Here is a 12,736-nt window from a genome sequence, read left to right as displayed (position 1 = left end):
TTTCCCCAAATATTCTATAATAACAGGTAAAGAAAGCAGAGTAAATCAGTTGGAAATTCATTTGCTGATCCTCTGTTCATGTGAAGGAGGTCGTTTTTATGTTAAGCTTCATTCTTTGTCTGGCTCTCCTGATTGTCGGCTATCTTACATATGGTAAAATTGTCGACAACACCTTCGGTCCGGATGACCGTGAAACTCCTGCTGTACGCATCAACGACGGCATTGACTACGTTGTTATGCCGCAGTGGAAACTCTTTTTGGTTCAGCTGCTGAATATTGCAGGCCTTGGCCCGATCTTCGGCGCGATGCAGGGTGCATTGTGGGGACCTGTTGTATTCTTGTGGATCACATTCGGCACAATCTTTGCCGGTGGTGTTCATGACTACTTCTCAGGCATGATTAGTGAGCGAAATGATGGTAGTTCTGTTGCTGAAGTAACCGGCAAATATTTAGGTTCCGGTATGCAGAACGTGATGCGTGTATTTTCTGTTGTCCTGCTGATTATGGTCGGCACGGTATTTGCCGTAGGTCCTGCCGGTCTGATTGTTACGCTGTGTAAAAACGGCGGTCTATCCGGTGTTGTTACTACAACCTTATTCTGGCTGATTATCATTCTGGTTTACTACTTTATTGCAACCTTTATCTCTATTGATAAGATCATTGGCAAGATTTATCCGATCTTTGGTCTTTGCTTGATTATTATGGCAATCGGCGTAATCTTTGGTATCTTTACCAATCCGGATTATACCATTCCTGAAATTTGGAGCCATATGTACAATATGCATCCGGCCGGCACCCCGATTTGGAGCTTCATGTTCATCACGGTTGCCTGCGGTGCAATTTCCGGCTTCCATTCCACGCAGTCCCCGCTGATGGCTCGCTGCATGAAGAGTGAGAAACAGGGTCACTTTGTATTCTACGGTGCCATGGTCGCTGAAGGCATTATCGCATTGATTTGGGCTGCAGCTGGTTGTGCTCTGTACAAGGTCACCGGCGGCGTAAGCACCGGCCTTGCAGCTGCATTGGCAGAAGGTCAGTCCGCAGCAATCTATGATGTATGCTCCAAGACAATGGGCGGCGTTGGCATTGCCCTCGCAATGATCGGCGTTGTTGTATGCCCGATTACTTCCGGTGATACCGCATTCCGTTCCGCTCGTCTGACGCTGTCTGATTGGTTCCATGTTGATCAGGGTTCTTATGCAAACCGTCTGAAGCTGTGTATTCCGGTTTTGGGTGTTGGCGCAATCCTTGGTATTGGCAACGCAATCGGCGCAATTGATTACACGGTTATCTGGCGTTACTTCAGCTGGACGAACCAGACATTGGCTATGATCGTACTGTGGGCAGCTTCGATGTATCTGTTCACCGAAAAGAAGAATTTCTGGATCACAGCAGTGCCTGCTACATTCATGAGTGCTGTTTCCTGCACCTACTTCATTCTCGCACCGGAGTGCCTCGGCAGCTTGATTAACTCTAAGACAGCTGACGGCGTGACCATCTACAACACAGCTGTTGCTTACCCAATCGGTATTATCTTCGCAGCTGTACTGTTGATTATCTTCCTGCGTGCAACAAAGAAGCACTCTGCGAAAGCATCTCAAGCATAACCGCATGATCTGCGTTTTTCAGCCAGCTGCTGCATAGTCAGCGGCTGGCTGTTTTCTCTTATTCCACATACAAGCGAGGTTGTTATTATGATCTTCAAGCCTTCTCCACTGAGCAGAATTACCGTGGATGATCAGGAACTGGTGCCGGACAAAAAGTCCTGTCGGAAAATTGGTCCGTGCGGTGTCGGCAAAAAGGCACTGTATCTCAATAGTTTTTTCATTGATCGAAAATACTATGTTCCCTTTCAGGCAATCCAGCGCGTATTTAAACGCGTTGCCATGAGTCAGGGCGGCTTTTCCGGAAAGGGCATGTTTGCCAGCATGGCATATCTTGTTGTTGAATTTGATCACGGCAAACAAAAGCAGTGTAATTTCAAACACGAGAGCGAAGTGGATGATTTGTTGGCCTTGCTTGCACGGGAACAGCCGCAAATCAAGAGAGTCAGTGCGCAGGCAGAACAGCGGCTCGCTGCGCGTGAAGCACAGCGAGCTGAAGAAGAACGCTCGCGTCCGACGTTATCCGCTGCCGCTCAACAGGAAGTTGACGAATTACAGCGTGCCATTGACTATCTGGAACAAAAACCGGAGCTGAGCGATCAGCTGAGCAAATCCGCAAAACGCAAGCGCGCCTATCAGTGTACCAGCCCAAGTTATCGCTGGGCAGCGATGGCAATTACCATTTTGGGACTCGCTGCGCTGGCATACGGCATTTTTTCCTTCCTACATCACGGCACGTTTGCCATTTATTTTACACTGTTTGGTTTGGCTGCTATTTTTACTTTTGCAGGCTTCAGTGTACTACCCACTGCAAAAAACAACAAAAAGTCCGTCTTGCAGTACGATGAGCAGGCGCAGCAGCACATGGAAGCATATTTGAGCAAGTATCCCGCCTTCCCTGTTCCAGTTCGATATGCGCACCCGATTGTATTAAAGCGGATGCAGCGCGTTATCATCCAAGGCCGCGCACAGACAGCGCAACAAGCGTTGGAAATCGTCAAAGCCGACCTCAAAGCACTCAACGCCGATGTGCAGGTATCGCAGGAGGAGCATGACGAAGTGGTTGCCATTAAGCCGATGTTCCTGAACGCCGCGTATGAATAACGAAAAATCCAGCTTTTACAGAACGTGTCCGTAAAAGCTGGATTTGTTTTATTTTAAGAGGTCTTTTCTTTGTTTTGCTTCTTGTTTTAAGCTCTTTGGTGCTGTCATTAGGCTAATGCATGCATCATCATAAACCGAGCGCAATTGCTGCCGCATATCGTCATTTGCGTTGACAAAATCTTCTGCTTTATCAGCCAAATCAAACCAAACGCTGCAATTGTCATTCAACTCCCAAAGATCATTTCTTCCAATTTCGGTATTCCAATCATGTACGTCCCCTATTTTTTGAATAAAAAAGCGCAAAATATGTAATGCACTTTCTAACTGCTTCTTTTCAACAGCACTCTCAAAATCCAGAACATAGATTTCTACGGGAACAAAAAACATGCTTTTTTTGACAAACGAATGGTCTTTATCCGCCATTTGAAAGAACTGCATTACAAATTGAATTTCCGTTTCCGCTGATTGAGAAAATTCTTCTCCCCTCTGACTATAACGCCAACGATAATATTGATACGCCGCGTTCTGCACACGAAGCACTTGTTTCTTAAATTCCTTGCTGTTTATGCTGTTATCCAGCTGTAGCTGTTCCAATTGCTTTTTAGCAGAGGTATATTCTAACCAAAAATCCCGTTTTGTTGTATCGGATGCAGAAAATCCGGATAAAGCCAGCGGACCATTGAGAAACAATACAAAAATGAGATATGCAACACTGATATTTTCTAGTACCGTCCAAACGTGTACCGTATGATTCCAGCATAGAAAAAAGATGCACGCTGCGGCAAAGAGCATCTGGCTGAATCGCAATGTATAATAACTAATTTTTGTCAAAAACCCCGATTCAAACCATGCTGATTTGATAAAGACCATGTTTGCCTTGCGAAAAAGTGACATATTATCCAGCATTTTTCTCCGCTCTATGATGTCGTAGCGGTTGGTAAAATCAACCCAAAGGCAAGCCGAACAAATAAGCATACAAAAAATCAGCTCAACCAAACACCGTCCGAATAATTCTAATCCATTCAAAAGTTAGTTCCATCCTGTTCTTTCCACTCATAATACGTTTCGGTTAGTTGTGACATTCCCAAATCTATTAGATACTGATAAACCTTTTTCTCTCCTAATTTTCGAGCTTCTCGCTCATTTTTTCGATGTTCAATCTCTGTATCTCCTTGCCGAGTATTATTGAGCCACTGATAATAATGTGTCAATTCATGTGCAATGGTACATAATATTGCAAAAATCGTATCCTCTAGACCATATTTTTGACATTGCTTTCGAAAATCACCAACGGCACCGGTTGCGATAGTAATATGTGGTTCTTCTAAACGGTTATACGGTTTACTGCATTTCCCGCTGACTTGTTCTCCGGACATAGCACGCACTGTGTCAGAGGCCTTGAAATATATCGTAACACGAATTGGAAATTCATAATAATCCCTCGCCCATTCGCAAAACATATAACACGGCCATTTTATTTCGGGTGGAATTTGGGTGTCGAATCTTGTATGCAATCCCGTGCGCACTTTTTTATCACTGTAAAAAACTTTCCAGTTTTCAGATTTCCAAATATCCATATGATATTCTCCCCATTTTACTCACAATAATGTCCACTCGGCAACTCTTTTTTTGTCGGAATATTCACGCGAAGCAATGCAATATCCTCTCGAATATTTTGTATCGACTGAGCCAAGTATTCGCTCATATTATTTGCCTTAAATCGTTCTAAATCATAAAGAATATCTTCAATATAATTCAAGTTTTCCAAAAGATTTGGAATAGTTGTTTCAGGAAAACCTGTTTCTGCACGGCAGGACTCATAGATGGAGATAATGTTCAATAAATAATTATCGGGTACATACAATAATCCGTTATCACGTTTATTCTCCCGTTTGGCTTCTCGATATGCATGCATGTATTTGTCAGGAAATATCCAAAAAATCAAAGCATCACTATCTTTGAAATATAGATTTTTCTTCTGATACTCACCGCGAATCCATACCAGCTCATAATATACCCAGTCCAACTGATTTGTAGAAATCGGATATTGAAAAATCAGTCTGGCATGATTACAGTCTATCATACGCTACAAATTGTCATACATTTTATCAAGCAATCGTCCCGTTTGCTGACCACGGTTCCAATCCTGCTTTTGATTTTTGTATTTTTTCTGACTTGATTCGATAATATATTCATTATATTCGGATTTGCTTGCGCCGGGATCTGTAAGCAATGCGAAAGCAGTAAGAACTGTGACAATTGATTGAGCAAGTATACATGTAAAAATATTCTGCCTGAATAACGTACCACATATCCCGTTCAATATACTCAATCCGAAAGAAATTTGACATCCAATATATAGCCACTTCCAGTCGCCGGCGTATTTTTTAACATATGTCATAAATAACATATCCCATGAATATCTATGAGATTTTTTCACTCTGTTTGCTCTTTCAATATTAGTTCCGGCTTGTACTATATAAAACAAGATTATTCTACTACAAACACTTGAAATGACGCATAAAAAAATCAATAGACAAATACGGCCCATATAATCACCACTTTTGTTATCCTATCTAACAGCTTCATTATACGGTTTTCTTCGCATCCTGTCAAAATATTTCTGTGGGCATGCGGTTTCTACTGCACTCCGTTGTTCTTTCGTTTTTGTTTTGGTGAGGGCAATTCATCGTACATTGCCTCAAACAGCTTTGCAAGAAACACTTTGCTGTCGACTTCATCCACCAGAAGCATTTCTTTTGCTCCCTCATACGGAAGATCGCAAATTGCCGCAGGCATAAGTTTCAAAGCGGATCTTGTTTTCTTTACAAGCAATCGGTCATCATATATCCCGCCGACGATTTTACCGCGATAATAGAGGATAAATTCCCCCATCATCGACCGGTAAGAAACCGCGTTCAAGTCGGATAACTGTTCTAAAATGAAATGAAGATACTCTTTACTGGATGCCATGATTCCTCCTATTTAACACAGCTGTCCCGGCAGCTTCTGCTTTTCTTTTGCCGGAAAAGTGGCTTCAAACTGTTCAAACCCCTCTGGGTTTCTCTCGCAGACAAAATACCCATCGGGGTCTTTGTAAGTGCCGGAGATACCGTCCAAAAATCCGGGTTTCAGTTCTTTGATAAGAAAATAATCCGCCTCCGAGTCGTTGACATAGCGCACGCCCTTGTTTTTTGCCGGAACAAAGCCAGACTTGCCGTAAAAGTCAATATTGCCGATAATGGCAAGTGCCCCTGCACCTATTTCCTTAGCTTTTTCCATGGAATAATCGAGCAGCTGCTTTCCATAGCCTTGCCGTTTGTATGCGGGTGCGATGCCAATGGGGCCGAAGGTCATAATCGGTAGGGTTCGCCCGTCGTCACAATCGATCTCCGACCGCACATAGATAACCTGCCCGATCAGTTCACCATTCAGTTCCATCACGAAGTCCAGCTCCGGCACAAATGCCGGATCATCTCGATAACAGTGCAGTACATAGTGCTCCATACAGCCAGGCCGATAAACATTCCAGAATGACTCACGGGTTAGATTTTCGACGACTCTGTAATCGTCTTTCGTTTCCAGACGAATGATACGATTCTTTTCTGACATAACTTTTCTCCTTTTCTCTTATCAGAGAATGATCCGCGCGATCTCCATCGTCGCGATTTTCAGCACTACGCCACTCGACATCACATAGAACCATATCTCGCGCATCTTTTGCGTTCCTGCAATCGGCGTAGCAATGGCGGCAACAATAATCAACAGTGCACCGACACAGCCAACAATGGTAGGCACGCTGACGAGCGGGAATAGCCCCGATGCGCAGCTGCCGTCAATGGCGTGTTGAATGGTCTTGTCCAGCCCGTCCCGCGCCGCTGCAAAGCAGCACACTACAAGTCCAAACACCAGCAGAACCGTGCTCCTGCGCCCCCAATATTGAATGCTCGTGCGGTTGAGAACCGACCAGCCGATAAAACCCAGCAGGGCAAGGAGCATCAAAGTTGTCACCGTAGTTATCGCATTTCCAAAATAGAGTTTCATTTTTCCTGCACCTCTCAATACTGAATGATGATCGTTCTGCACGCATCACAGCAGCAGGCTTTCACGCTGGTGCGGCCGCCAACCTTCAATCCGGTGAGTTTTACAAAGCCATCCACGTTTTTTGCATTTTCCAATGCACTCGGCACTTCGCTTGCAAAGCTGAACGCGCCATCCTTGCTGCTGAACAGGTAGCCTTTTCTCATTTCTTTCCCGCATTTCGGACACATCATCATTATTTCCTCCTAATCTTTCATGTTGTTCTTTTCCTGTTTCTGTAATCAGATTCAACCTTGGCAATAAAGCGATCAATATGTATCGCCAGCAGAGAAGAAACAGATTCTTTTTCCTCTGCACCGTCGTAGACACTGTATAAAAGATACATTGGCCCATAGAATTCCAACGCCAGCTGCATAGCGTCCGCATCAGAATCTGTCAGCTTACGGAAGATAGCCGCCATGTACTCCAGCGGACCGCCCGCCAGATAATCGTGGTGAAGCTGCGCGAGCTTTGGATCACGGTATTGCTCCAGTGTCAGCATTTTACGGAAATTAGAAGAAAACGGCTCCTTTGTCCAATGGTCAAACTGAGCAAAGCTGTATGTGCGAATTTTCTGAATTGGTGTATGCATATAAGCTTCCGCAAAGCCGTCCGGTTCCGTTTCCGGCATTTCATACGCCTCGGCACGCTCATAGTCCATCTTGTTCATCCGCTCCACGATCTTATCTAAGATTTCTTGTTTGCCGGCATAGTGCTTATATAAGGCGGCTTTCGTAAATCCCAACCGCCCTGCAATATCATTCATAGACGTCCCCAGATAGCCGTTCTGCGCAAACAGCTCCAGCGCTATTCTCAAAATTCGTTCCTTTGTACCCTCTGCCATAATTATCTCCTTTATTAAAGTAACCACTTGGTAACTACATTATAGTTACCAAGTGGTTACTTGTCAAGAACTAATATAAAAAATGTACTTGCGAGTCTTTGTTCTCTCTCAGAACATTCATTAACTGTCATTTTGCATCTTCGTTTTAGGAAGGCATTCATTTTGTTTTTCTTCGCGTCCTGTCAAAATATTTCTGTGAGCATAAAAAAATTCCTCGGTTGAGAATGCCGAGGAATTTTTTGTGCTTTTTACTTATCCTGATGCTCAGACAGAATCTTAACTGCCTGCTCATCCTGCGAATCACAGCATACCTCTGTGACATCTTCCAGCAGAACAACAGAATCACCGTCTGGACTGCCATCATCGGTTAACTGATGGATAAAAACCGCATTATCGTCTAGTGCAGTGACGATACCTGTTACATCATAATTATCGCTTTCGCGCAGTTCGATAGATACAACCTTTTGTGTTTCCTGTGCAAATCGAAAGATGGAAGGAATGATTTCTTCCTCATCTTGCACTTTGATCGTTGGATGCTGCTGTCCTCGTAAAGAGTAGAGCTTTTGCGCTCTTTTTGCGTGTGTCGATTCTATCTCACAGCGATATAATGCATCACGCTTTAATACCATGAATCCATCATAATTGCCATAGCAATCGATTTCGCTTAACAGCAAAAACTCATCGGAACATGCAAGAATATAACCGGTCATAAAACGCTCTGTATCTTCTGAACGGTAAATACTAACCAGCTTTCTTTTCTTCTTTGCTTTTTCTATCAGTTCATCCAACATGACAACCCCTCTTTCGTAAGCCCTTGTGAATTTGTACAAGTTTAGTATAGCTTTTAAAAAGAAAGTTGTCAATCGTAAATTTGGTTTATCTTCTTCCCAATCGTTCCTTAAAGTCAGAGTACCCAAAATCGGTCAACTGCTCACACGTGCCGTCTGCCTTTCGCAGATAAATGTTGGGAAGCGGCATTCCATTGAACGTATTGTTTTTGCAGGTCGTATAAATTGCCATGTCTCCGAATGCCAGCAAATCCCCTGTTTTCAATGGGTGCTGGAAGCTATATTCGCCAACAACATCTCCTGAAAGACAGGTCGGGCCGCCAAGACGAACGGTATAGGGCAATTCTTTCGGTTCGCCTGCGCCTAACAGCGGCGGGCGATATGGCATTTCCAGCACATCCGGCATGTGACACGCCGCGCTGGCATCTAAAATTGCAATCTGGGTTTCTCCATTTTGCATCGTATCCAAAACGTGCGTCAGCAAATATCCGGCATTTAACGCCCATGCTTCTCCGGGCTCCAGATAAACCGTCACATCCCACTGCTTCTGTGCATATCGGATGCATCGTTCCAGACGTTCTATGTCGTATTCTGATTTTGTGATATGATGACCGCCGCCGAAATTCACCCACTTCATGCGCGGCAGAATGTCTCCGAAGGTTTTTTCAACCGCTGTCAATGTTGTTTCCAAATCATCGGAATTCTGTTCGCACAGCGTGTGAAAATGCAGGCCATCTAGCAAGTCCAGTAGCGCAGGGCATTGGCTTACCGCAATGTCAAACTGCGCACGCGTTGTGCCCATGCGGCTGCCCGGAGCACACGGATCGTAAATAGCATGTCCCTCTTGCGTGGAATATTCCGGATTGATGCGCAAACCGATGCTTTTTCCTGCTCGCTTTGCCATTTCTCCAAACCGCTTCAATTGGGAAGGAGAATTAAACACAATGTGATCGGCATATGTCAATAGCTCTGCGAATTCATCCTCACGGTATCCGGCACAGAATACATGCACTTCTTTGTTCGGCATTTCTTCTGCACCCAATCGCGCTTCATATAATCCGCTCGCCTCTGTTCCCGCAAGATACGGCTCAAAGAATGGATAACAATCGTAATTGCTAAACGCCTTCTGTGCCAATAATACGCGGCATCCGGTGCGCTGTGCCAGCTCTCCCAATATTTGCGCATTGTGTATCAGGGCTGATTCATCCAGTACATAGCACGGTGTCGGCAGAGCGCGAAGCTCTGCCGGTATTGTGCCGTCAATTGGCGCGAATGGTGCGCGAAGATCTCTGGTTTCCTGCATCAGTCTACCAATGCCGGTGTATGGCTTTCGCTGCGCGGCAGACCGTACTGATCCAGTGCATCAAGGAACGGATCCGGATCAAATTCTTCTACCGTGTAAACACCCGGCTTCTCCCATTTGCCGGTCAGCATCATCAGTGCGCCGCACATAGCCGGAACACCGGTGGTGTAGCTGATGGCCTGACTTCCAACTTCCTGATAGCAGGACTGATGATCACAAATATTGTAGATGTAATAGGTCTTTTCTTTGCCGTCCTTGGTGCCGGTAAAGATACAGCCGATGTTGGTCTTGCCCTTGGTGCGCGGACCGAGACTTGCCGGATCCGGAAGCAGTGCCTTGAGGAACTGAATCGGAACAATTTCCTGACCGTTGAAGGAAATCGGCGTGGTGGACAGCATACCGACATCCTCCAAGCAGCGCATGTGATCCAGATAGCTCTGACCGAATGTCATAAAGAAGCGAATGCGCTTGACACCCGGAATGGTCTTTGCCAGCGACTCAATTTCTTCGTGATGCAGCAAATACATGTCCTTGTCACCGACCTGATCGAAGGTGTATTCCCGCTTGATGCTCATGGCCGGAATCTCAACCCAGTGGCCGTTCTCCCAGTAGCTGCCCGGTGCGCTGACTTCGCGCAGATTGATTTCCGGATTGAAGTTGGTTGCAAAAGCGTAGCCGTGATCGCCGCCGTTACAGTCGAGAATATCAATGGTGTCAATCTGGTCAAATTCGTGCTTTGCAGCGTATGCGCAATACGCCTGCGTCACGCCCGGATCAAAGCCGCAGCCGAGCAGTGCAGTCAAGCCGGCATCCTCAAATTTCTTTCGATATGCCCACTGCCAAGAGTAATCAAAGTATGCCGAAAATCCTTCTTCTTCACAGCGCTTTTCATAAATTGCACGCCATTCCGGATCATCGGTGTCCTCCGGCTCATAGTTTGCCGTGTCCATATAGTTGACGCCGCAAGCCAAGCAAGCATCCATAATGGTCAAATCCTGATACGGCAGTGCAATATTCATAACCAAGTCCGGCTTGTACGCACGAATCAGATCAATGACCTGCTGTACATCATCTGCGTCAACCTGTGCGGTTGTCACGATGGTCTTGGTCTTGCCTGCCAATTTCTCTGCCAGTGCATCACACTTGGACTTGGTACGGCTGGCAATGCACAGCTCGGTAAATACATCGCTGACCTGACAGCACTTCTGGATTGCAACACTGGCTACGCCGCCGCAGCCGATTACGAGAACTCTACTCATATCATGTACTCCTTTTTTGAATCTCTATGTTTATACGTGCAGGGCTAACAGCAGTTCTCGAAGAACTTTGCAGGCTGTCGCCGTGGATACACCACTGGTGTCCAGCATTGGTGCCAACTCGTTGACATCCGCCGCAACAATGTTTGCTTGTGTGATGGTTCGAATGGCATCTAACAGCTGTAAAAAGCTCACGCCGCCAGCTTCCGGCGTTCCGGTTCCCGGAAATGCCGAAGGGTCTAAGCAGTCCAAGTCAATCGTCAAGTAAACAGGTACCTGCGTGCACGTGAGCTGCTCTGTCAACTCCGCTAAGCCGTCAAAGGAAAACGGATGCATGTCCGTGTGCTGCGCTGCAAAACGGAATTCTGCGCGTTCGCCGCTGCGAATGCAAAATTGATGAATGCGTCCATCGCCAATCAAATCATGACAGCGGCGCAGGACACAGGCATGGCTGAGCTGTGCGCCGAGATAGTCATCACGCAGGTCTGCATGAGCATCGAAATGTACGATGTGAAGCTCCGGATATTTCTCCAAAACAGCACGGACAGCGCCCAATGTGACCAGATGTTCGCCGCCTAACAGCAGCGGAAACTTTCCGTCTGATACAATTTCCCGTGCACGCGCTTCAATATCAGCCAGTGCCATTTCACTGCTGCCGAAGCACAGCTCCAAATCTCCGCTGTCAAATACGGCAAGATCTTCCAGATCTTTATCCTGATAAGGGCTGTATGTCTCCAAGCCAAAGCTTTCGTGCCGCATAGCAGCCGGCCCGAATCGTGCGCCGGGTCGAAAACTCGTGGTAGAATCAAACGGCGCGCCGAATAAAACAATTTTTGCGTCTTCATAGCTGCTTTCACAGCCAATAAAATTTTCTACATTGCGCTGCATCGCTTACTCCTCCACTTCTTCCAGCATTTCTTCCAGAAAAGCCGGAAGATAAAACGCACCCTTGTGCAGTCTGGTCGTATAATAACGCGTGCGCATATTCAGTGCGTTCCAAGACTCTGCGTCCAAATCATCCACAGGATGATACTTTTTGCTGGCAAAGCCAAACAGCCAGTATCCGGCGGCAAACGTCGGAATGTGCGCCTGATATACACGGCTGATCGGGAAAGTGCTTGCAATGCGCTTGTGACTGCGCTGCATGGCATGGGCATCCTCTGCATAAAACGGGCTTCCCTGCTGATTGACCATAATGCCGTCTTTCTTCAACGCATTGTAGCAGTTTCCGTAAAATTCGCGGGTAAACAATCCCTCAGACGGGCCAAACGGGTCGGAAGAATCTACAATAATCAAATCGTATCTTTCTTCACAACGACGAATGAACTTCAGTGCATTGCCAAAATGGATGTGCACGCGGCGGTCATCCATACGGCAGGCGTTCTCCGGCAGATACGCGCGGCAGGCCTCGACAACCGCCGGATCCATTTCCACCAGATCAATGTGCTTGACGCGGTCATACCGCGTCAGCTCTCGTACAACGCCGCCGTCTCCGGCACCGATGACCAAGATGTCTTTTGCTTCTTGATGAACAGCCATCGGCACATGAGTGATCATCTCGTCATAGATAAACTCATCACGTTCTGTCAGCATGACGTTGCCGTCCAGCGTCAAAACACGGCCAAATTCCGGTGTTTCAAAAATATCAATGCGCTGATATTCGCTCTGCTTAGAATATAGCTGGCGATTGACACGGATGCTGTGCTTCACATCCGGTGTGTGAAATTCAGAAAACCACATTTCCATTTTGTTATCCC

16 protein-coding genes are annotated in these 12,736 nt (G+C 46.1%); 2 read left to right on the top strand and 14 right to left on the bottom strand.

What is annotated here, in order from left to right; translation table 11 throughout:
• The first annotated feature begins 98 nt into the window (after positions 1–98).
• Both KQI75_RS01670 and KQI75_RS01665 read left to right on the top strand, forming a co-directional pair.
• A complete protein-coding gene (locus KQI75_RS01670; RefSeq protein WP_216468949.1) occupies positions 99–1,607 on the top strand; it encodes a carbon starvation CstA family protein in 1,509 nt (502 codons plus the stop codon).
• A gap of 87 nt (positions 1,608–1,694) precedes the next feature.
• The gene (locus KQI75_RS01665; RefSeq protein WP_216468948.1) at positions 1,695–2,708 is read left to right on the top strand and encodes an AAA family ATPase; all 1,014 of its coding nucleotides are present in this window, start codon (positions 1,695–1,697) and stop codon (positions 2,706–2,708) included.
• Positions 2,709–2,756: 48 nt separating this feature from the next.
• Here KQI75_RS01665 and KQI75_RS01660 read toward each other — a convergent pair whose 3' ends face one another.
• The 14 genes from KQI75_RS01660 to speE form a co-directional block, all read right to left on the bottom strand.
• Entirely contained in the window at positions 2,757–3,734 is a 978-nt protein-coding gene (locus tag KQI75_RS01660) for a hypothetical protein (protein WP_216468947.1), read from the bottom strand.
• Complete coding sequence (locus KQI75_RS01655; RefSeq protein ID WP_216468946.1) at positions 3,731–4,285, bottom strand: hypothetical protein; 555 nt, start codon at positions 4,283–4,285, stop codon at positions 3,731–3,733. The genes KQI75_RS01660 and KQI75_RS01655 overlap by 4 nt, the downstream gene beginning before the upstream one ends.
• Before the next feature lie 17 nt (positions 4,286–4,302).
• Positions 4,303–4,791 (bottom strand): hypothetical protein, encoded by a 489-nt coding sequence (locus KQI75_RS01650; protein ID WP_216468945.1) that lies wholly within the window; start codon positions 4,789–4,791, stop codon positions 4,303–4,305.
• A gap of 3 nt (positions 4,792–4,794) precedes the next feature.
• Positions 4,795–5,109: a hypothetical protein gene (locus tag KQI75_RS01645; protein WP_216468944.1), complete on the bottom strand. Its 315-nt coding sequence runs from the start codon at positions 5,107–5,109 to the stop codon at positions 4,795–4,797.
• A 239-nt stretch (positions 5,110–5,348) separates the two neighbouring features.
• A complete protein-coding gene (locus KQI75_RS01640) occupies positions 5,349–5,681 on the bottom strand; it encodes a TfoX/Sxy family protein (protein WP_216468943.1) in 333 nt (110 codons plus the stop codon).
• Between the two features lie 12 nt (positions 5,682–5,693).
• A complete protein-coding gene (locus KQI75_RS01635; RefSeq protein WP_216468942.1) occupies positions 5,694–6,320 on the bottom strand; it encodes a GNAT family N-acetyltransferase in 627 nt (208 codons plus the stop codon).
• Between the two features lie 21 nt (positions 6,321–6,341).
• Positions 6,342–6,752 (bottom strand): hypothetical protein, encoded by a 411-nt coding sequence (locus KQI75_RS01630; RefSeq protein ID WP_216468941.1) that lies wholly within the window; start codon positions 6,750–6,752, stop codon positions 6,342–6,344.
• Positions 6,753–6,766: 14 nt separating this feature from the next.
• A complete protein-coding gene (locus KQI75_RS01625) occupies positions 6,767–6,982 on the bottom strand; it encodes a PF20097 family protein (RefSeq protein WP_216468940.1) in 216 nt (71 codons plus the stop codon).
• Positions 6,983–7,002: 20 nt separating this feature from the next.
• On the bottom strand, positions 7,003–7,632 hold the full coding sequence (locus KQI75_RS01620; RefSeq protein WP_216468939.1) for a TetR/AcrR family transcriptional regulator: 630 nt from the start codon (positions 7,630–7,632) through the stop codon (positions 7,003–7,005).
• A 248-nt stretch (positions 7,633–7,880) separates the two neighbouring features.
• Entirely contained in the window at positions 7,881–8,423 is a 543-nt protein-coding gene (locus KQI75_RS01615; protein ID WP_216468938.1) for a hypothetical protein, read from the bottom strand.
• 85 nt (positions 8,424–8,508) lie between these two features.
• Positions 8,509–9,723, bottom strand: a complete 1,215-nt coding sequence (gene nspC / locus KQI75_RS01610) for a carboxynorspermidine decarboxylase (RefSeq protein ID WP_216468937.1) — start codon at positions 9,721–9,723, stop codon at positions 8,509–8,511.
• Positions 9,723–10,982 carry a saccharopine dehydrogenase family protein gene (locus tag KQI75_RS01605; RefSeq protein WP_216468936.1) on the bottom strand — a complete coding sequence of 420 codons (1,260 nt, stop codon included), beginning with the start codon at positions 10,980–10,982 and terminating at the stop codon, positions 9,723–9,725. Before KQI75_RS01605 ends, nspC begins: the two co-directional genes overlap by 1 nt.
• 30 nt (positions 10,983–11,012) lie before the next feature.
• Complete coding sequence (speB, locus tag KQI75_RS01600; protein ID WP_216468935.1) at positions 11,013–11,867, bottom strand: agmatinase; 855 nt, start codon at positions 11,865–11,867, stop codon at positions 11,013–11,015.
• Between the two features lie 3 nt (positions 11,868–11,870).
• Complete coding sequence (speE, locus tag KQI75_RS01595; RefSeq protein ID WP_216468934.1) at positions 11,871–12,725, bottom strand: polyamine aminopropyltransferase; 855 nt, start codon at positions 12,723–12,725, stop codon at positions 11,871–11,873.
• Positions 12,726–12,736: the final 11 nt, after the last annotated feature.

Source organism: Butyricicoccus intestinisimiae (assembly GCF_018918345.1).
Lineage (GTDB): Bacteria > Bacillota > Clostridia > Oscillospirales > Butyricicoccaceae > Butyricicoccus_A > Butyricicoccus_A intestinisimiae.
The sequence above is the reverse complement of the archived record's forward strand: the minus strand, read 5'-3'. Positions and strand labels throughout refer to the sequence as shown.

Coding starts and splice junctions, on each gene's coding strand:
- KQI75_RS01640 (WP_216468943.1), bottom strand. CDS start 5,681: ATGGCATCCAGTAAAGAGTATCTTCATTTCATTTTAGAACAGTTATCC.
- speB (WP_216468935.1), bottom strand. CDS start 11,867: ATGCAGCGCAATGTAGAAAATTTTATTGGCTGTGAAAGCAGCTATGAA.
- KQI75_RS01655 (WP_216468946.1), bottom strand. CDS start 4,285: ATGGATATTTGGAAATCTGAAAACTGGAAAGTTTTTTACAGTGATAAA.
- KQI75_RS01645 (WP_216468944.1), bottom strand. CDS start 5,109: ATGACATATGTTAAAAAATACGCCGGCGACTGGAAGTGGCTATATATT.
- KQI75_RS01615 (WP_216468938.1), bottom strand. CDS start 8,423: ATGTTGGATGAACTGATAGAAAAAGCAAAGAAGAAAAGAAAGCTGGTT.
- KQI75_RS01605 (WP_216468936.1), bottom strand. CDS start 10,982: ATGAGTAGAGTTCTCGTAATCGGCTGCGGCGGCGTAGCCAGTGTTGCA.
- KQI75_RS01665 (WP_216468948.1), top strand. CDS start 1,695: ATGATCTTCAAGCCTTCTCCACTGAGCAGAATTACCGTGGATGATCAG.
- nspC (WP_216468937.1), bottom strand. CDS start 9,723: ATGCAGGAAACCAGAGATCTTCGCGCACCATTCGCGCCAATTGACGGC.
- KQI75_RS01670 (WP_216468949.1), top strand. CDS start 99: ATGTTAAGCTTCATTCTTTGTCTGGCTCTCCTGATTGTCGGCTATCTT.
- KQI75_RS01630 (WP_216468941.1), bottom strand. CDS start 6,752: ATGAAACTCTATTTTGGAAATGCGATAACTACGGTGACAACTTTGATG.
- KQI75_RS01625 (WP_216468940.1), bottom strand. CDS start 6,982: ATGATGTGTCCGAAATGCGGGAAAGAAATGAGAAAAGGCTACCTGTTC.
- speE (WP_216468934.1), bottom strand. CDS start 12,725: ATGGAAATGTGGTTTTCTGAATTTCACACACCGGATGTGAAGCACAGC.
- KQI75_RS01620 (WP_216468939.1), bottom strand. CDS start 7,632: ATGGCAGAGGGTACAAAGGAACGAATTTTGAGAATAGCGCTGGAGCTG.
- KQI75_RS01650 (WP_216468945.1), bottom strand. CDS start 4,791: ATGATAGACTGTAATCATGCCAGACTGATTTTTCAATATCCGATTTCT.
- KQI75_RS01635 (WP_216468942.1), bottom strand. CDS start 6,320: ATGTCAGAAAAGAATCGTATCATTCGTCTGGAAACGAAAGACGATTAC.